This window comes from Synergistaceae bacterium, from assembly GCA_017443945.1.
In the GTDB taxonomy this organism is placed as follows: Bacteria; Synergistota; Synergistia; order Synergistales; family Aminobacteriaceae; genus JAFUXM01.
The window spans coordinates 1-18,438 of the sequence record JAFSXS010000010.1 but is presented as its reverse complement, the minus strand read 5'-3'; the positions used below and the strand labels follow the sequence as shown (position 1 = coordinate 18,438).

Here is an 18,438-nt window from a genome sequence, read left to right as displayed (position 1 = left end):
TGTGAGATTTTATGAGCGTAAAACAAATTTCTGTTTTTCTCGAAAATAGGCCGGGCTGTCTTCATGAGATGACAAAGGCTCTTGCAGATAATAATATCGATATGCGCGGGCTTTCACTTGCGGAGACCAGCGACTTTGGAATCGTAAGACTCATTGTTGACGATGTTTACGGCACAGCAAATGTATTGAAGACTTCAGGATTTATCGCGAGCATTACAGACGTTATAGCCGTTGAGGTTCCGAACGTCCCCGGCGGATTAAATAAGGTTCTGGAAATTTTGCAGGGCGTTAATATCAACGTCGAATACATGTACGCGATTTTAGGCAATAAATCATCAGAGACGGCCTATATGATATTCAGAGTCAATGACAACGAGTCGGCCTCTAATGCGCTTATGAATGCCGGAGTCAGAATCATGAATCAGGAGACTTTATCGGCGTTATAAAAATTTTATCTGAGTCCGAGAATCTTTGCTGCGTTCTTGTAAAGAATTAAATTTTTCTCGGACTCACTTAATTTCAACGAGTTAAAATCTTTCACGCATTGAATTTGTGAGCTCCACGGCGAGTCAGTTCCGAATATAACACGATCTGCACCAAAAATTTTTATGATTTGCGTAAATTTTTGAGCGTCTAACATTTTGCACTGTTCTTGACTCGTGTAAAAATTATCTCCGTTCGGCGTAAATTCTCCCAGAGAAAAAGCTGTGTCGATATAAACATTTTCACGTCCTGCAAAAAATTTTATGGAATCTTCCCAGCACCGCCAGCCGCCCATGTGAGCGAGAATGACTCTCACGTTTTCGGCCAAGTCAAGAGCTTTTGCAATTCGTGAAGGCAGTGCGTTATCATTACCCGCAAAACCTATGTCAAAACCTGCATGGATCATTACGCACAAATTAAATTTTCCGGCGAGTGTAAGAATCTTTATAAATCGCGAATCATCAATTTTGACTCCCTGATAAACCGGATGAATCTTTACTCCCTTAACGCCTGAACGTGATAATTTTGCGAACTCTTCACTAATATTTTTGCAGTCCGGATGAATTGCACCGAATGAGAAAATTTTTGTGTCTTGATTCTGAATTATTGCGGAGTCATTTATTTTGCTGACTTGTTCGGGCTTAGTTGCGACCGGCTGTAAGACTGAAATATTTATTTTTGCTTCTGACATTGAATGCGCGAGAGATTTTATTGTCCCGTCAGTGAAATATTTTGTGTGACTCTTGCCTGATAGAGCCTCTAACGCACGAGCCGCAATTTTTTCCGGGAATGTGTGAACGTGAAAATCTATTATGTTCATGTATAAAAAATTTTTCCTTTCGTGAAACATTATCTGCTATAGTTACTGCGTAGAAAAATATATTTACGCGATAAATTTATTGCATTGAGTTAGAATTATAGCAAATGCACTTTCGCGCGGTAAATTAATTGTGTTGAGCTGAAATTATGTAAGTGTGCTATAAATAAATTACAGGAGGCATAAATCATGAATCAAAATTGGAATACAGAAAAATATTCACAAGGCTTCTCGTTCGTGTACAAATATGGTGCTGATGTCTTGAACTTAATAGAACCCGACGGAGTCAAAAACGTTATTGATTTAGGCTGCGGGACGGGAGCACTCACTAAGGCACTTGCGGAAAAAGGTTTTAACGTTACCGGCCTTGACGCTTCTGAAGAAATGTTAAATCAAGCCCGCGCAAACAATCCCGGCATAAATTTTATTCACTCAGACGCAGCTAATTTCAAGCTCAGTGAGAAAGTTGATGCAATTTTCTCTAATGCCGTTCTTCACTGGATAGACAAATATAAGCAGCCCTTAATGATGAAGTGCGTATATAATGCTTTGAGATCCGGCGGACAGTTCGTTTTTGAAATGGGCGGTTATGGTTGCTGCAGGCTCATTCATGAGGAACTAGCGAAAAATTTTGCTGCTCACGGTTATAAATACGTTATGCCGTTCTATTTTCCGACTATTGGCGAGTATGCGTCGTTATTAGAGAATGCCGGATTTACAGTGAGATTCGCAATTTTATTCGACAGACCCACGAAATTAGACACCGACGAAGGCATGTATAACTGGATAAAAATGTTCGTGAATATCCCGTTTAAGTCCGTGAAAGAGTCTGACCGTGAAATAATTATATTAGATTCTGTGAATAACTTGCGCAATGACATAAGATTGTATCACGGCGGAGAATGGTTCGCTGATTATGTAAGACTCAGAGTCAGAGCTGTAAAAGAATAAAAAATGACTCCCGGCGTAATTTGGGAGTCAATAATAATATTTATTAGCTGGCCTCACATTTTTTAACCGCGTCTTCAGGTTTAGCGTCAGTAAATATTAAATCAAGAATCCCCGGCGAATACTTTTCGAACATCATCGCAGGAATAACTATACTTGCACGCACTATTTCTCGTGAAGGGGTTATATCGCTGCAATTCGTGTGAATCTTATAACGGATTTCACCGTCCCGGCAGTCAAGCTCAAAATTTCCGTTCCTGAGTCCGTAGTTAGCTCTGCAAATAAATTCTGCCATTGCTGCAATCGCTAAAGGATTATCAGAGTCCGCGCTTATGGGTGAGATCGCATAAACCGTGAAAGAATCTTCGTGAATTTGCAAGTAGTAATTAATATTTTTCATCTTCCCGCCTATGTTCACGCCGAATCTTAATATCCCCTGCTCATCATCAAAGCTGAAGTGCCAATCATCCAATATCATGAAATTACGAATTTCTTCTGCAATATCCTTTGAATAATCTTCGTCGGCAAATGCTTTGTTACATCCTGCAAATAATATTACGAACGCGCAAATAATTAAAATCGTTGTCATGATATTTTCCCTCCTTTAAAATCTGCATGTATATTGTAGCAGTTAATATCGGGAAAAAATTTATTATCTCGCGAGCCAGCCTCCGTCGACCGCTAAAATATGGCCGTTCACATAATTTGAAGCCTGCGACGCAAGAAATACAGCAGCACCCTTTAAATCTTCAGGAGTTCCCCATCTGTCAGCAGGGATTCTCGACAAAATTTCTACACTGCGTTTGGGATCCTTTATGAGCGCGTCAGTATTATTTGTTGCGATATACCCCGGTGCTATTGCGTTGACCTGAATATTATATTTTGCCAGTTCGTTGGCCATTAATTTTGTTATGCCTGCTACTGCGCTTTTGCTGGCCGTGTAGCTGACGACTCTTATACCGCCCTGAAATGAAAGCATTGATGCAATATTAATTATTTTGCCGCCGCCTTGAGATTTCATGACTCTTGCTGCTGCCTGAGACAGGAAAAATAAAGATTTCTGGTTCGTGTTAATTACGTCATCCCAGTTTTTTTCGCTAAATTCGAGAACGTCCTCGCGCCTTATAATTCCTGCATTATTTACGAGAATATCGAGTCTCCCGAAAGTTTTTACAGTTGTGTCGACTAAATCTTGAATCTTATCTTGCTTTGACATGTCGATGTCGTAATACAAAAATTTTCGTCCGAGAGATTTAATATACTCTTCAGTTTCCGGCATTGCTGCATGACCTGCGCCGACTACATCACAGCCTGCTTCTGCGAGACCTTCTGCTATGCCGCGTCCGATTCCTGTTCTTGCGCCTGTTACTAATGCGATTTTACCGTTGAGATCAAATAAGTTTGCCATAATAAAATTTTCACCTCATATAAATTATCTCATGTCAGTGGGCTTAATTACGTCCATGTCGTCGAACTCTTGATTTTCTCCGCCCATTGCCCAAATAAATGTGTAACTTGCTGTGCCTGCTCCGGAATGAATTGACCAGGAAGGCGATATTACAGCGTCAAAATTTTTCATAACTATGTGCCTTGTTTCGCTGCCTTGTCCCATGAAGTGAAATACTACGTTGTCATCGGGAATCTCGAAATATGTATAAATTTCCATTCTGCGCTCGTGAGTGTGAGCTGGCATTGTGTTCCAAACGCTTCCGGACTCTAATTGTGTAAGACCCATTGAAAGCTGGCAGGTTTTGAGCACGTCAGGATGTATAAATTGATTGATTACGCGCTTGTTTGATGTTGCAGGATCACCGAGCGGACGTTTTGCGGCATCAGCAATTTTTATTAATTTCGTCTCGTAACTTGTGTGAGCAGGAGCAGAGACCATATAAAATTTTGCGGGGTTATTTGCGTCATCGCTTGAGAAATAAACTTTTTCTGTTCCCTTAGTGATGTATAAGCAGTCTTTATAGCCGAGTTCGTAATTTGTCCCGTCAGCCTCGATTTTGCCTGCACCGCCTAAATTGAATATTCCGATCTCGCGGCGTTCGAGGAAATAATGAGTCCCGAAATTTTTCCATACGTCAATACCGTCATCAATAGAAAGTTTTTTGCTCACCGGCATACAACCAAGAGTAACCATTCTATCAACGTGGCTGTAAACGGCGTTTACCTTGTCGGGCGTGTAAAGATTTTCGATTAAGAACTCTTTGCGCAGCTCTTCTGTTGTGTAGCGCTTAACGTCATTGGGGCTGCACGAATAACGAATGTCCATATTTTAAATTTGCCTCCTGTAAAAAATTTTTTAGCACAGATTATGTTATCATAATATCAAGCACAAATTAAGGGAGATAAATTAACGAAACATGAATAATAAAGCTGTTGCCGTAAATATAAAAGATTATATTATAGATTTATACAAGACGATATTTTTTATCATAACTAGCAAGAAATTCAAGATCGAGATTTTTCTTGTGTCATCATTTATATTTTTCTTTGTCAAATATATTCTTCAATACGCGTCGGAGCCGGGATTCATATCGCCTCAGGCACTATTGGAAGCAAAATTTTATACTGCTGTCATGCATTGGGGTATTACGGGAACAATAAATTTAACTATAAGACGCAAAATATTTCACAACAAGGCCGTAAACGTTTTTATTATCGGGATAACGTTATTTATGTTCTGGCAGATTTTCGCGCTCATGCTGAATTTAACGGCTATAGGTGCCCGCACTAATGCAGATAGAGAATATTTGTCAATACTAGCATTTTATTGCAACCTATTTTTTACAGCCAGAATAATGAAAGCCTATCACCTTGAAGAACATGTAATAAAACATATAGTTATTACTCACGGCACAGCAATATTAATGATGTATATCACATATTTTGACGGATTTGCGTTCTTGAGTTCGCTTGCAAATGTTCTCGGTAATGCAGGGCGTTATCGTTTTGCTTTCGGAATGGGACATTTCAATACAGCCGGCGGAAACGCGTTTCATTTTCTGATGGCCTTTGCTGTATATCGGGAACTTGTTTTGGAAGCTGGCCATAATAAATGGAATCTCACATATTTGTATTCAAAAATTTTGTGTATCGTAGTAATAATTGTGCTTTTGTCTACTGGTTCGAGAGCTGCAATAACGGGAATAATAGGTTTCTGGATTACATATTTTACTCTCAAATATTACAACGGAATACATGTAAACGCTAGAGTCTTGATGATTTATTCTATGATAATAGCTGTTGTGCTGCTTATAATTTATGTTGACTGGGAGCAAGTTTACGAATTAAGCAACAGAGCTGTAAATTATACTTCTCCGCTATTAGCAAGAATGACTCTTTATGATTGGTTCGTAGGGTTGGGGCCGTTTGGTTTCTTTGACTCTTTTTATCTCACTACAATTGTAAGCACCGGCATAATAGGAGGAATCTTTATTTTCACAGCAGTATTTTACTTAACGTTTGCTTACTTCAAGAATGTTGCGCACATGACAAAGGTACAAATGCTCGTAGGTTCTATGATAATAGCTTCTATGTACAGGGCACTATTTGAAACGTTTTTAGCTGGACAGGGTGCAGGATCCTTTACTGTATGGTCATTTGCTTTAGCTTACATTTAATGGAGATGAATATTTATGAGCAAAATTTATAATATTTACGGCACAGACTCTCACTCAATGACAGTTAAATTATTAGAGTCGTCGAATGCAATTAATCTCGTTCCAACCGGAGGCAATGTCGCGTTAAAACCTAATCTCGTCGTAGCAGGACACCCCGACAACGGAGCAACAACTCACGCAGGAATTTTATCGGGCTGCATAGAATATTTCAGGGCAAACGGCGTAAAAGATATAAGCATTATCGAGGGCAGCTGGGTAGGTGATGACACAAATCGAGCAATGAAGCGCGCCGGTTATGACAAAATTTGCGAAAAATATAATGTCCCGTTCTATGATTTAAAGCATGACTCAACGAGAAAAATTAATACTCAAATCGGCCCTATTGATATTTGCGTGCGTGCTCTTAGTGCGGGACTGCTCGTTAATCTTCCTGTTTTGAAGGGTCATTGCCAAACTGTTATGACTTGTGCGCTGAAAAATTTAAAAGGTTGTCTCCCTGACAAAGAAAAAAGGCGCTTTCACTCGCTGGGATTAACAAAACCTATTGCAGCATTAGGCGCAGCTTTGAAAACTGGTTTAATCATAGTCGATAGTATTTGCGGCGATTTAAATTTTGAGGAGGGCGGGAATCCTGTGCAGACAAATAGAATCTTTCTCGGCACTGATCCTGTAAAAATTGACTCGTATGGTGCTAACTTAATGGGACTCGATTTGAATCAAGTGAAATATATAAAACTTGCTTATGACTACGGAGCGGGCGAAATAGATTTTAACGAGTCAGAAATTATTAACCTCAACGATCCCGACGATGCCGGAAAATATCCACGTCCATCAGGAAGAGTCGCAGGTCTGATAAAAAATGTTCATGAAGATTCGGCGTGTAGTGCTTGTTATGCTGCATTAGTGAGAGCTTTATACGTTAATTCGCGCGGAATGAGCAAAAATATTTATATTGGTCAGGGCTGGAAAAATAAAAATATTCCTGATAATGCGCTAGGAGTCGGCGTTTGTTGTTCGGGTGCAAAAAATTGCGTGAAAGGCTGTCCCCCAAGTGCGAAAGATATTGCAGAAAGTTTTTAACTACTCGCCTTCATTGATGCATTTATTGCCGGTTAAAAAAGTTTCCTTCAATAATAATTTAACCCGGTGCAAAAATTTCATGTCTGGATATCTGTTTTTTTGTTGGGAGGCGAGTCCCTTTTTTGATGTAATTATTGTAAAACACTACAAAATTTTCTAATATTTGGCGTTAATTTTTTTATGACCGTCATAACCTACCTATTCTACGTCTCTTACTGTTTTAACACTTTGGGAATCTATTACTGCATACGTATTCTTGTTTACATCACAGTATATTGCATAATCTTTTCCCATAAATCGGTTACTTTCGCACGACGGAAAAAACTATAAACTATCTGATACGCGGAAAAATCATGTGGAAGTTGTCCCCATTGACAGCCGGTTTCTAAAACGTAAAAAACTGCATTAGTCAATACTCTCGTATTTTTGTGTAGAAAGGGTCTATTTTTTCCTCTGTCTATCTGTTAAATCACTTTGGATAAATTTTCATTATTTATATTTAATTCTCTTTCCCATGTGAAAACAGGTTCTTAGATAGTGCTTCATTTCACAGGAAAAAACGACGCAATGCCGCCTTATTCACCTGAGCTTAATCCTATAGAATATTTCTGCTATTGGCTCAAAAAAAACAGTGTACAGACACACTTCAATTTACTTCCAATTTGGCAGTCGTACGGCGAAAGATAATCGTTGGATATTGCGAACTGGTGCACCATGTAGAACCGGAAATATGGAGATCATAACAATACGCACCGTCGTTTTATACGGGAATTTGGGCAAACTTTTTGAGATTGTGAAGAAAGATTCTGACTTTGGATAGCTTATGATAGGCGCTTTCTATAAACATTTTCGGGAAGCTATGACAAAATATTTTTGTTGAGTTAAAACTTGAATATTTGTTGTATGTGTGCACCCCGTTTTTTTATCGCGTTTTTGCCGAGCCTTTTTCCCCGCCCGTAATTATAAATGCACGTTTTCGAAAGACTTTTATGTAAAAGTACATCACTACGCAGCAGGAGGCAATCAGGACATAGACTGCACAAAAGGAGGCTCAACAAGATTCATTTGGAATGCCAGTCCGAATTATTATAATAAATAATACATTTTTAGAGCTGAAACGTTGGCGAGGTATTGCGACGCGATATTTAACATCAGTACAAATTTAATGTGCCTTAAGATACTTTGAACACACTATCTAGTAATTGAGTCAAACGCTCAAAGATTCGAGTCTTATAAACTTGAGTGCGAGACAAATATTATTGAGTCAGAAATAATTTCTGCTGTAAAATAACCTTATCCATAAATAAAAGGGGGTAAAAAAATTGCGTGATTACGTGAAAATAACTGAACGCGATAATGTTGCAGTCGTAACTCATGACGTTAACAAAGGCACTGAAATAATGCCGGGAATAATTTTGCGTGATGATATTCCGCAGGCTCATAAATTTGCACTTGTTGATATTCCCAAAGACGGCGAAATTATAAGATATGGCGTTGTGCTGGGTTATGCACTTGATGAAATTAAGCGCGGTTCATGGATTAATGAGCATATGTTGAGGCTTCCTGTTTCTCCTTCACTTGATAATATGCCCTATGGAGTTAATATCGTGAAAGATTTACCCGTTGCACCCCGCAAAACTTTCATAGGCTACAAGAGTCGAGACGGCTTTTATGCAGGGACTCGAAATATTTTAGGCATTCAGACTACTGTGCAGTGTGTGCAAGGAGTCTTAAATGTTGCAGTCGAGAGAATCAAGCGCGAAATCTTGCCGAAATATAAAAATGTTGATGATGTAGTTGCGATAAATCATGCTTACGGCTGCGGAGTTGCTATTAATGCACCGTTTGCGAAATTTCCTATTAGGGCGCTGCAAAATATTGCGAAACATCCGAATTTTGGCGGTGAGTTAATGGTTGTCTCGTTAGGCTGCGAAAAATTGACCGTCGATAAATTAATTGAACCGGAATTAAATACTCCTGAAAATGTTATAGTTTTACAGGACTGCAAAGGCTTTGACGCTATGATTAACGCGATTCTTAACATGGCCGAGAAAAAATTGCAGGTTTTAGACAAGAGACGGCGTGAAGAGCTGCCCTTAAGTGATTTATTAGTCGGAATGCAGTGCGGAGGTAGTGACGCTTTTTCCGGAGTGAGTGCTAATCCTAGCGCGGGTTATGCGGCTGATATGTTAGTGCAAGCTGGTGCAACTGTCATGTTCAGTGAAGTTACAGAAGTTAGGGACGGAGTTAATTTTATTGCTGAACGCTGCATAAGTTCAGAAGTAAGAGATAAACTCGCTGAAGAAATGCGCTGGTATGATAATTATCTTGCTGCCGGAGAGGTCGACAGAAGCGCAAACCCTGCACCGGGCAACAAAAAAGGCGGTCTCAGCAACATAGTAGAGAAAGCTATGGGATCAATCGCAAAAAGCGGGACATCGCCAATTGTTGAAGTATTATCACCTGCTGAACGTCCAACAAAACACGGAATGATTTACGCGGCGACACCTGCGAGTGATATGGTCTGCGGCCCGTGTCAATTAGCTAGCGGTATCGGATTACAAGTTTTCATGACGGGACGGGGGACTCCATACGGGTTAGCGGCTGCTCCTGTTATAAAAGTCTGCTCACGTAATGAAATGAAGGAACAATGGCCAGACGTAATTGACATCAGCGCGGGTGCAGTTGTTACGGGCGAGAAAACGATTCAAGAGGTCGGGACGGAATTATTTAATTTCATAGTCGACGTTGCAAGCGGAACAAAGAAGCCTTACACAGAACAATACGGGCTGCATAATTTTTTGTGTATATTCAATCCTGCGCCTATAACGTAGTGTATAATTTGATTCTCCCTTGCTGGTTTAGTGAGGGAGAGTCATAAAAATTTTGGGGAGGGTTATATTTATGCCGGGAATAAAGAGATTGCCGGGAGAAACTGCAGAACAACATGCAAAGCGCATTGGGGAAATTGTCAGTAAAGGTATTGATCCTGAAATTAAAGAAATTATCAAGAGCTTAACAGGAATTATCAAGGGTGATTACAGTCTTGATGAAGTAAAAATGGAAGCATTGAGGGCGAGATATGATCGTACTCGTTGATGATAATGTCTTGCTTGATGTTTTGCAGGAAAGACAGCCTCATTACAATTATTCAAATAATGTTTGGGATTTTTGTGCTAACGGTCATAATATAATCGGTTATATATCTGCGCTTACTATTGCAGACATAGTTTATATTATGCGTAAAGAAATAACTTATGACAAAATTGATGTCCTTTTAGCAAGAGTCTCTAAAGTTTTCAGAGTGGCAGATTTGACTTTACAAGATTTAACTACAGCAGCAAATATGAAATGGCGCGACTTTGAAGATGCTGTACAGAGTGCAATTGCCTCAAGAATTAACGCAAATTATATAATAACTCGGAATGTTAAAGACTTTCAGGGCAGTAAAGTGCAGGCAGTTACACCCGAAGACTATTTCACAAATATATTTGTAATATAATATATAAAATTTTTTATTAGGGAGTTGACACACATGAATGAAAACGCTATAATCACTCATCACTCATCACTCATCACTGACTCTTGTCCTGTCTGCAATGGCAAAAATTTAGAAAAACGCAAAACAATTGTCAGCGATTTTGTAATGTCGCGAATAACTGACGATTTTAAGCCCGGCAGTAATTATCCCATAAATTTATGTTATTGCAAAGACTGCACATTTGCATTTTACGATTACAGAATGTCAGACGAAGAAATTAATCGTCTCTATCATAATTACAGGGACGAAATTTATCAAAAACAGCGGGAACGTTATGAATGCTGGTATACAAAAAAAGTAAATGATGCGCTTAATTCCAGTTTTAAATCTCTGCATGAGCAGCAAAAAATAATCGAGCAGATAATCTCGCAGAACATTCACCGGGAAATAAAAATTGCTCTTGATTATGGCGGCAATGAGGGAAAAACTTTTATTGATAAAATAGGCACAGAAGCAAAATATGTATTCGATATTTCCAGCATTCCGACTATTAAAGGCGTCGAGAGAATCGCAAATTTTGACGACCTCAAGAATTATAAATTTGATTTCGTAATGTGTAATCACGTTTTTGAGCATTTAACGCAGCCCCTAAGCATGATGCAGAATTTCAGACAAATTGCGCAGCCGGACACAATTTTTTATATCGAAGTTCCCAGCGAGAACCCCTTTACGCATAAAGCTGATAAATATTCAATCAGGAAAAATATATCTCTGTTGTTCAATCCTGATTTCAGTATATGGCGGCTTGTTAAGCATTATTTAAAGATGAAAAAGTATCCTCCTATGCCTATGGGAGAGCATATAAACTTTTTCACACCGGAATCAATTAGCACTATGGCAGAAAAAAGCGGCTTTAGAGTAATTGACGTTCAAGAAAATATAGAAAATTTTGCTTTAGGACATTGGACTATTTTATCAATGTTATTCAGGTTATAAAAAAATTTCCCCTCCCGTTTGTGCTGCATGAGAGGGGATTAATTTATTTATTTGCCTCTAACCAGCTTTCAAGAATCAATACCGCCGCAATTTTGTCAACCGTTTTGCGCCTTTGTCTGCGTGAAATATCAGCGTCAATTAACATTTTTTGCGCAATAACAGTAGTAAATCTCTCGTCCCACGTGATAAATTCTATTTCGGGATAATCAGCCTTTAACGACTCTTGAAGGGTTAAGACTCTTTCTGCTGCCTCGCTTTTTTTGCCGTCTGTTCGTAATGGGAGGCCAAGAACTATTACAGCAGGATTAAATTTTTTCACGCAAGAGTCAAGCTCTTCACGCCACGAGTCAATTTGCCACACTCCGAGTCCCTGTGCGATTATACGTGAAGGGTCAGAAACTGCCGCACCGATTCTTACGCTGCCGATATCAAGTGCTAATACTCTGCTCAACTTCTTAAAAGCTCCTCTATTCTTTCAACTGGGAACGGAGGACAGGCTATAGGCTTCATTGCTATAGAAATTAATTTTACGGGGTTATCGTCCGGCGCAACGTGATTAACGCTCAAATGCCCGCAAATTTTACAGCGGTGAATTATTGCCCATTCTCCGTTTTTCCTGACCCACACGCTTATTGGTTCCATTATGCCGCCGCAGTCTGATTCGCGATCTCCTGGTTCGTTGTCTAAATGAAGGCTTGAGAGACAATTATTACAGTGATTGCGGTGATTTTCGCCGAATAATGGCGGATTAACTTTCCAGCCGCATAATTTGCACGTAAAGCCCTCATTGCACGCGTGAGTCTTGTAATAACCTTTTTCAAGAGATTTTCTCTTGTGTTCCCTATTCAATTTACAAACCTCCTTAAAGATTGAGTAAAATTTTTCTCTCGGAGGTTCTGAAAACTTTATCTGCTCCAGACCTCCCAGCCTGAAGCAATCTTTATTAACAATTTGCCGTGAGTCATAAATGCAAATCTCCTTGTTTAATTATTTAATTGATTCTCGACGAGTTCACGTACACGCTTTAAAGCCGACTCTAATTTTCCGCCGTCTTTGCCGCCGCCTTGTGCGAGATTCTTACGTCCGCCGCCCTTACCGCCTAACACTGAGCAAGCCTCTTTTATGAGATTTCCCGCGTTAATGCCGAGATTCACTGCTTTATCGTCCGCCATTGCGATAATTTGACACGATTTGTCATCACTATTTATTGACGCAAGGACTACAATATTTGCCTCTGGTCTTGCACGCGCTTTATCGCCTATATCACGCAGCATATTAGCAGGAATATCAATAAATCTTCCGACTTGAAGCAATACCCCGTTAAGTTCTTCACGTTCTAAAAATTTCTCGGAGTTATCGAGCAGTTCACGCAATTTTGCAGCCTGAATCTGACTCTTCATAGTTTTTAATTCGTCAACAAGTGCGCGGGCCTTCTCGTTTAAATTGTCCTCGTCGGTAGATAATAAAGCAGTCATTGAATTTCTCAGCGCAAATAATTTCTGCATTAAGAATAATACATTCATTCCGGTTGTAGCTAAAATTCGCCGTGTGCCTGAGCCGATACTCTCTTCACGCAAAATTTTGAAGCTGCCTATATCGCCCGTTCGTTTGACGTGCAAGCCCCCGCATAATTCCATTGAGAATCCCGGAACATTTACGATTCTTACAATATCGCCGTATTTTTCCTCAAAGAGTGCCTTTGCTCCGAGTGATTGAGCTTCTTCTTTCGTGTGTTCAGAAATTTCAAGCTCGGTATTATTCAAAATTTGCTGATTGATAATTTTCTCGGTCTCGATAATTTCAGATTCAGTTACGGGCGAATGATGAGTAAAATCGAATCTCAAAAATTTATCGTTCACTAGCGAGCCTGCCTGCCTGACATGACGGCCGAGAACCTGCGCTAATGCCTCATGCAATAAATGAGTCGCTGTATGATTGCGCCTGATTTCACTGCGTCTAGAGTCATCGACAAAGCATAATACTTCATCACCGGTTTTGATTTCGCCGTCGGACTCAAGTTTTACGGAATGAACGATAATTTTTCCGTGCGGGACAGTGTTTAAGACTTTGAGAACGCTTGAACCCGTTTTTATTTCGCCTGTGTCGCCGACTTCTCCGCCTCTTTCAGCATAGAACGGAGTAGAGTCAAGCACTATTTCAAATTCGCATGGACTTGTAATTTTTTCGACTCGGCCTTCAGGTGTAATCAACGCTAAAATTTTAGCAGAGTCCGTTACTCGTTCATAGCCCGTAAAATTTGTAGCTCCTGATTCATTCTCTATTTCCGTGTAAATGTCTCCTGCTAATGCGCTTTTTTTCTGTTTGCTTGAGGCTCTTGCGCGTTCCCGTTGCTCGTTCATTGCAGATTTAAAGCCGTCTTCATCGAGTGTAAAGCCTTGTTCACCTGCCATTTCGCGAGTCAATTCCGGCGGGAATCCGTAAGTGTCATACAACGTAAATATAACTTGGCCGGGAATCTCGTTCACGCCTTGAGATTTTAAGCTCGCGATCTCTGAGTCAAATAATTCTGTGCCCTGACGCAAAGTTTTGTTAAATTTTTCTTCCTCAAGATTAATAATTTGTTCGATAACAGGTCTTTGCGTGATTAATTCGTTGTAAGGATCTCCCATAATGTTTATCAAAATCGGCAGGTACTCGCAAATAAATAAACCGTCAAAGTTTAGGAGCTTCCCGAATCTGACAGCACGCCGCAAAAGTCTTCGCAGCACATAGCCGGGGCCGTCATTTGAAGGCAGTACACCATCAGCAAGCATAAACGCAACGCTCCTTATGTGATCCGAAATTACACGCGCGGCCATGTCGTTAAACTCGTTATCGCCGTATTTAATCCCTGCACGCTTACAAGTATAATCAATCAGGGGCGTAAATAAATCCGTCTCGTAATCAGTGTCGACCTCCTGAACAACTGAAGCGAGTCTTTCGAGTCCCATTCCTGTATCAATATTTTTGTGAGGCAGTAAAGGCAGGCTCCCATCTTTCTGTCTGTCAAACTGTGTAAATACGAGATTCCAAATTTCCATGTATCTATCACAATCGCAGCCGACTCCGCAAGTTTCTTTACCGCACGAATATTTTGCGCCCCTGTCGTAATAAATTTCGCTGCAAGGTCCGCACGGGCCAGTCTCACCCATGAACCAGTAATTATCGTCTTGGCCGAATCTGTAAATTTTATTCTCAGGAAGTCCGACTACATTATGCCACACGTTAAATGCCTCGTCGTCATCCTTATAAATAGTGGCGTATAATCTTTCAGGGTCTAAGCCGATTCGCTCCGTCAGAAATTCCCACGCCCATGTGATAGCCTCATGCTTGAAATAACTTCCCCACGAGAAATTACCGAGCATCTCAAAAAATGTGTGATGTCTTGCTGTTCGTCCGACGTTTTCTATATCGTTTGTGCGTACACATTTTTGACTCGTTACGACTCTGGGATATTCGGGCTGCTTTATTCCTAAATAATAGGGTTTCAGCGGCACCATTCCCGCAATAGTAAATAACAATGAAGGATCTTCCGGAACAAGTGAGAAACTCGGCAAATGCTTAGAGCCCTTCTCCTCCCAAAATTTAATGAACATTTCCCGAAGTTCTTTAGCTGTACGATATTTCATGATTTATTCTCCTGACTTGTTAAGACTCGTTAATTTGTCAACAAATGGCTTCAGCAAATCTACAGGAATCGGGAAAAATGTAGTTGTGTTGCGTTCTCCTGAAATTTCGCGAATCGTCTGCAAATATCTTAACTGCAAAGTAATCGGGGATGACTCCATTTGATGAGCTGCCTGAGAAAGTTTTTCTGCTGCCTGTAATTCTCCTTCTGCTGCGATAATTTTTGCGCGGCGTTCACGTTCTGCTTCGGCCTGGCGTGCCATTGCGCGTTTCATTCCTTCAGGTAACTCTAACTCTTTGACTTCTACGGCACTTACTTTAATTCCCCATGGGTCTGTGCGTTCATCGATAATTTTCTGCAGTTCCTGATTAATTTTTTCGCGCGATGATAAAACCTCGTCAAGCTCTACAGAACCTACTACAGATCTTAAAGTTGTCTGCGCTAATTGACTTGTTGCGACAATATAATTTTCTACCTCGACGACTGATTTTGCGGGGTCAAGCACTCTGAAATATACAACTGCATTAACTTTGATTGCTACATTATCCTTTGTGATTACTTCCTGAACTGGTACATCAAGAGTCAATATTCGCAAATCAACGCTTACTGCCTTATCGAGAAACGGCATAATGAAAACTATTCCGGGGCCTCTGCTGCCAACGAGACGGCCAAGTCTGAATAAAACTATACGGCGGTATTCAGGCACCACACGCACAGCCATAGAAAGCACAATCAACAATATAAATATTACAACAAATGCGCTTCCGATTCCTGAAATTATCGAGCTTAAATCACTAATATCAATCACCATTTATGAATCTCTCCTTATTTGAATAAATTTTTGAATTTGTCAAAGAATCCCTGCTCACCAACTCCAACTGGAGTCTTCATTTCGTCAGCAAGAGATTTTATTAATTCTTTCTGCTTGTCCGTCAACTTTGTAGGAACGTCAATAAATACATGTGCGTATAAATCTCCGTTTGTCTTCAAGGGTGCATTGACTCTCGGCATACCCTTGCCCTTGAGCTTGAGAATTTGCCCGTGAGTCGTCCCCGGAGGAACAGAAATTTTTGCTGTTGTCCCGTCAAGAGTCTTTATTTCTGCTTCAGTGCCTAAGACCGCCTGCGGATAAGTCAGCACTAAACTTGTATGTAAATCTGCTCCATCGCGCTCAAAATTTTTATCGACTTCTACATCAATAATCAAATACAGACTTCCAGCCGGCCCCCCGTTAAAACCTGCCTCGCCAGCGTCGGGGATTCTGAGTCTCATATTGCGTTCAACGCCTGCGGGAATCTTAACTTCAAGAGTTTTTTTCTTGCGGATTCGTCCTGTTCCGCTGCATTCGTCGCACTTATCGCGGATAATTTTTCCTGTTCCATGACAATCCGGACACGTTGTAACAGTCATTACCTGCCCGAAAAAACTTTGCTGTGTCTGCCTGACTTGGCCGCTTCCTTTACATTTTGGGCAAGTTTCCGGTTTAGTGCCGGGCTTGGCTCCTGTTCCGTTACAGTGCTGACAGGGTTCAGACTTCATCACGTCGATATTGCGTGTAACTCCCGTGAAGGCCTCAAGGAGACTCACTCTAACGACCATTTCTATATCATTTCCGCGTCTTGCTGCATTCGGGTTATATGACTGTCTCGACGTAAAACCGCCGAATCCTGCGCCGAACATGTCAAACAAATCGCCGAAATCAAAGCCTCCCATACCTCCAAACGGGTTAGAATTTGGATTAGTCGTCCCGAACTGGTCATAACGTGCGCGCTTTTCGGGATCGCTCAAAACAGTATAAGCGGCGTTAATTTTCTTGAATTTGTCTTCAACATCTTTATCGCCTGGGTGTAAATCCGGATGATATTGCTTGACTAATTTGTGATAAGCCTTCTTAATATCAGCCTGTGATGCATTGCGATCGATTTCTAAAATTTTATATAAGTCTTCCAACTAGATAATTACACCTTTCTAAAAAAATACCCCCCTGCCTTTGACTCACAGAGGGGCAGAATCTCACAAAATTTTAACGTTTTTTGCCGGAACGTTCGAGTCTTGCTTTGAGTTCCTGTGCTGGCTTGTAGTCCGGATTAATTTCGAGAGCTTTATTTACCCATGTTATAGCGTCATCACGTCTATTGCGTAATCTTTCGGCACATAATGCGGCCCAGTATGCTGCGAGATAATTTGCTTCGGGGGCGGCTTCTACTGCTTTGACATAATCTCCGAATGCGTTAGTAATCTGCTTTGAGTTATATTTTGCGTAGGCTGCGCGCTGCATTGCGATTAATTCACGGCGTTTTTCGGCTGGAATCCTGTAAGTTAATATAACTGATGCTTCCGTTGAATTATTCGGGTTGAACGCGGGCAACTCTTTAATTAAATTCTCAAGTTCGGCCAACTCAGCGGCTTTAAGTGTTGTTGCGGTCTCTTGTGCTGTAAGTGCTGACTCTCTTGCTGTGAATGCGTTAGTGTCGGCTTCTAATTTCTGAATCTTTGCGGCCAAGTCTGACTCTTTTGCTGATAAATCCTGCTCACGTTTTGCGATTTCAGACTCAGTGTTTGCGAGTGAAGCGGCTTGATCTGATAATTTTTTCTCCTGATCTGCTGCTGCTTTCTCTCGTGCGGTTAAAGACTCTTCACGCGCGTTTAATGCTTTCTCGCGTTCATTTAATTTTTTCTCAAGTTCGGCGAGTCTTCGTTCGGCTTCTTCACGTGCGGCAAGTTCTGACTCGCGTTTTGTGAGTGCTGACTCGCGTTCTGTTAATTTATCGGCGGCTTCCTTTGCTGAAATTTTCGCGTTTAATTCTGCTTCACGGTCTGCAAGTGCTTTTTCTCGTGCGGCCAGGTCTGCTTCACGTGCGGCGAGTGCTGCTGTTGAATCTGTAAATTTCTGGCTTTCCTGAGCAAATGCCATTTCCCTGCGTGCTAAATTTGCTTCACGTGCCATTAAATCTTGTTCGCGCTCATTGACTTGAGTCTCACGTCCTAGCAAAAGTGTTGATGTTCCGGAAATTTCGCGCATTTTAGCTGTAATCGTTGCAGTTTTCGAGGCTAAATCCTTTTCGCGCTGTAAGATTGCTATTTCGCGGTCTGCTAATTTTGCTGAAAGATTCGCAAGTTCTTCTTCTTTCTGGCTGACGGCATTTTCGCGCGCTGATAAATCTTCCGTAGTGTCGGCTGATTCTGTCAATAATGCCTGAGGTGCGGGGGCTTCTTCTGCGTAGGAAATCGAGCAAAACATCATAAGCATTAACACAAACAATGCAATTTTTCGTAACATTAATAAATCCTCCCTATGTGAATAAATTTTTGCACGTTGATTCTATAATAATCGCAAATTTTTCACAAATTATATACGAGCAAAGCCGCCGAGCGGGGT

Annotated in this window: 19 protein-coding genes; 8 read left to right on the top strand and 11 right to left on the bottom strand. The window is 40.7% G+C overall.

Annotation, left to right across the window (positions count from 1 at the left end; genetic code table 11):
* Positions 1-11: 11 nt before the first annotated feature.
* Complete coding sequence (locus tag IJT21_01165) at positions 12-446, top strand: acetolactate synthase (GenBank protein MBQ7576855.1); 435 nt, start codon at positions 12-14, stop codon at positions 444-446.
* 5 nt (positions 447-451) lie between these two features.
* Here the strand turns inward: IJT21_01165 and IJT21_01160 are convergent, their stop codons facing one another.
* The gene (locus IJT21_01160; protein MBQ7576854.1) at positions 452-1,303 is read right to left on the bottom strand and encodes an amidohydrolase family protein; all 852 of its coding nucleotides are present in this window, start codon (positions 1,301-1,303) and stop codon (positions 452-454) included.
* Between the two features lie 186 nt (positions 1,304-1,489).
* On the opposite strand from IJT21_01160, the gene IJT21_01155 reads away from it, so the two are divergent.
* Positions 1,490-2,251, top strand: coding sequence for a methyltransferase domain-containing protein (locus IJT21_01155; protein MBQ7576853.1), 762 nt, complete (start codon positions 1,490-1,492; stop codon positions 2,249-2,251).
* Between the two features lie 43 nt (positions 2,252-2,294).
* Here the strand turns inward: IJT21_01155 and IJT21_01150 are convergent, their stop codons facing one another.
* The 3 genes from IJT21_01150 to kduI form a co-directional block, all read right to left on the bottom strand.
* Positions 2,295-2,837: a hypothetical protein gene (locus IJT21_01150; GenBank protein ID MBQ7576852.1), complete on the bottom strand. Its 543-nt coding sequence runs from the start codon at positions 2,835-2,837 to the stop codon at positions 2,295-2,297.
* Positions 2,838-2,900: 63 nt separating this feature from the next.
* Positions 2,901-3,659, bottom strand: a complete 759-nt coding sequence (gene kduD / locus IJT21_01145) for a 2-dehydro-3-deoxy-D-gluconate 5-dehydrogenase KduD (GenBank protein ID MBQ7576851.1) — start codon at positions 3,657-3,659, stop codon at positions 2,901-2,903.
* Between the two features lie 21 nt (positions 3,660-3,680).
* Positions 3,681-4,523: a 5-dehydro-4-deoxy-D-glucuronate isomerase gene (kduI, locus tag IJT21_01140; protein ID MBQ7576850.1), complete on the bottom strand. Its 843-nt coding sequence runs from the start codon at positions 4,521-4,523 to the stop codon at positions 3,681-3,683.
* Positions 4,524-4,614: 91 nt separating this feature from the next.
* Between kduI and IJT21_01135 the strand changes: the two genes are divergently transcribed.
* The gene (locus tag IJT21_01135) at positions 4,615-5,874 is read left to right on the top strand and encodes a hypothetical protein (protein ID MBQ7576849.1); all 1,260 of its coding nucleotides are present in this window, start codon (positions 4,615-4,617) and stop codon (positions 5,872-5,874) included.
* A 15-nt stretch (positions 5,875-5,889) separates the two neighbouring features.
* A complete protein-coding gene (locus tag IJT21_01130) occupies positions 5,890-6,954 on the top strand; it encodes a DUF362 domain-containing protein (protein ID MBQ7576848.1) in 1,065 nt (354 codons plus the stop codon).
* A gap of 260 nt (positions 6,955-7,214) precedes the next feature.
* On the opposite strand, the gene IJT21_01125 is transcribed toward IJT21_01130, so the two are convergent.
* The gene (locus IJT21_01125; protein MBQ7576847.1) at positions 7,215-7,367 is read right to left on the bottom strand and encodes a transposase; all 153 of its coding nucleotides are present in this window, start codon (positions 7,365-7,367) and stop codon (positions 7,215-7,217) included.
* 909 nt (positions 7,368-8,276) lie between these two features.
* Between IJT21_01125 and garD the strand changes: the two genes are divergently transcribed.
* The 4 genes from garD (at position 8,277) to IJT21_01105 (ending at position 11,431) form a co-directional block, all read left to right on the top strand.
* Positions 8,277-9,788 carry a galactarate dehydratase gene (gene garD, locus IJT21_01120; GenBank protein MBQ7576846.1) on the top strand — a complete coding sequence of 504 codons (1,512 nt, stop codon included), beginning with the start codon at positions 8,277-8,279 and terminating at the stop codon, positions 9,786-9,788.
* 70 nt (positions 9,789-9,858) lie between these two features.
* Positions 9,859-10,053, top strand: a complete 195-nt coding sequence (locus tag IJT21_01115) for a hypothetical protein (protein MBQ7576845.1) — start codon at positions 9,859-9,861, stop codon at positions 10,051-10,053.
* Entirely contained in the window at positions 10,037-10,456 is a 420-nt protein-coding gene (locus IJT21_01110) for a PIN domain-containing protein (protein MBQ7576844.1), read from the top strand. Before IJT21_01115 ends, IJT21_01110 begins: the two co-directional genes overlap by 17 nt.
* Positions 10,457-10,489: 33 nt before the next feature.
* A complete protein-coding gene (locus IJT21_01105; GenBank protein ID MBQ7576843.1) occupies positions 10,490-11,431 on the top strand; it encodes a class I SAM-dependent methyltransferase in 942 nt (313 codons plus the stop codon).
* A gap of 43 nt (positions 11,432-11,474) precedes the next feature.
* Here the strand turns inward: IJT21_01105 and ruvX are convergent, their stop codons facing one another.
* The 6 genes from ruvX to IJT21_01075 all read right to left on the bottom strand — a co-directional run bounded on the left by ruvX (position 11,475) and on the right by IJT21_01075 (position 18,339).
* On the bottom strand, positions 11,475-11,882 hold the full coding sequence (gene ruvX / locus IJT21_01100) for a Holliday junction resolvase RuvX (GenBank protein MBQ7576842.1): 408 nt from the start codon (positions 11,880-11,882) through the stop codon (positions 11,475-11,477).
* Complete coding sequence (locus IJT21_01095; protein ID MBQ7576841.1) at positions 11,879-12,280, bottom strand: RNHCP domain-containing protein; 402 nt, start codon at positions 12,278-12,280, stop codon at positions 11,879-11,881. The genes ruvX and IJT21_01095 overlap by 4 nt, the downstream gene beginning before the upstream one ends.
* A gap of 134 nt (positions 12,281-12,414) precedes the next feature.
* Positions 12,415-15,060: an alanine--tRNA ligase gene (alaS, locus tag IJT21_01090; GenBank protein MBQ7576840.1), complete on the bottom strand. Its 2,646-nt coding sequence runs from the start codon at positions 15,058-15,060 to the stop codon at positions 12,415-12,417.
* Positions 15,061-15,063: 3 nt separating this feature from the next.
* Positions 15,064-15,870 (bottom strand): slipin family protein, encoded by an 807-nt coding sequence (locus tag IJT21_01085; GenBank protein MBQ7576839.1) that lies wholly within the window; start codon positions 15,868-15,870, stop codon positions 15,064-15,066.
* 14 nt (positions 15,871-15,884) lie between these two features.
* Positions 15,885-17,009: a molecular chaperone DnaJ gene (dnaJ, locus tag IJT21_01080; protein MBQ7576838.1), complete on the bottom strand. Its 1,125-nt coding sequence runs from the start codon at positions 17,007-17,009 to the stop codon at positions 15,885-15,887.
* A gap of 73 nt (positions 17,010-17,082) precedes the next feature.
* A complete protein-coding gene (locus IJT21_01075; GenBank protein ID MBQ7576837.1) occupies positions 17,083-18,339 on the bottom strand; it encodes a hypothetical protein in 1,257 nt (418 codons plus the stop codon).
* Positions 18,340-18,438 lie beyond the last annotated feature (99 nt).

Excerpts from the sequence above, each read along its gene's own strand:
- IJT21_01160 (MBQ7576854.1), bottom strand. The coding sequence starts at position 1,303 with ATGAACATAATAGATTTTCACGTTCACACATTCCCGGAAAAAATTGCG.
- IJT21_01130 (MBQ7576848.1), top strand. The coding sequence starts at position 5,890 with ATGAGCAAAATTTATAATATTTACGGCACAGACTCTCACTCAATGACA.
- alaS (MBQ7576840.1), bottom strand. The coding sequence starts at position 15,060 with ATGAAATATCGTACAGCTAAAGAACTTCGGGAAATGTTCATTAAATTT.
- IJT21_01085 (MBQ7576839.1), bottom strand. The coding sequence starts at position 15,870 with ATGGTGATTGATATTAGTGATTTAAGCTCGATAATTTCAGGAATCGGA.
- IJT21_01150 (MBQ7576852.1), bottom strand. The coding sequence starts at position 2,837 with ATGACAACGATTTTAATTATTTGCGCGTTCGTAATATTATTTGCAGGA.
- IJT21_01075 (MBQ7576837.1), bottom strand. The coding sequence starts at position 18,339 with ATGTTACGAAAAATTGCATTGTTTGTGTTAATGCTTATGATGTTTTGC.
- IJT21_01105 (MBQ7576843.1), top strand. The coding sequence starts at position 10,490 with ATGAATGAAAACGCTATAATCACTCATCACTCATCACTCATCACTGAC.
- IJT21_01155 (MBQ7576853.1), top strand. The coding sequence starts at position 1,490 with ATGAATCAAAATTGGAATACAGAAAAATATTCACAAGGCTTCTCGTTC.
- IJT21_01135 (MBQ7576849.1), top strand. The coding sequence starts at position 4,615 with ATGAATAATAAAGCTGTTGCCGTAAATATAAAAGATTATATTATAGAT.
- IJT21_01165 (MBQ7576855.1), top strand. The coding sequence starts at position 12 with ATGAGCGTAAAACAAATTTCTGTTTTTCTCGAAAATAGGCCGGGCTGT.
- IJT21_01115 (MBQ7576845.1), top strand. The coding sequence starts at position 9,859 with ATGCCGGGAATAAAGAGATTGCCGGGAGAAACTGCAGAACAACATGCA.
- IJT21_01110 (MBQ7576844.1), top strand. The coding sequence starts at position 10,037 with ATGATCGTACTCGTTGATGATAATGTCTTGCTTGATGTTTTGCAGGAA.
- kduI (MBQ7576850.1), bottom strand. The coding sequence starts at position 4,523 with ATGGACATTCGTTATTCGTGCAGCCCCAATGACGTTAAGCGCTACACA.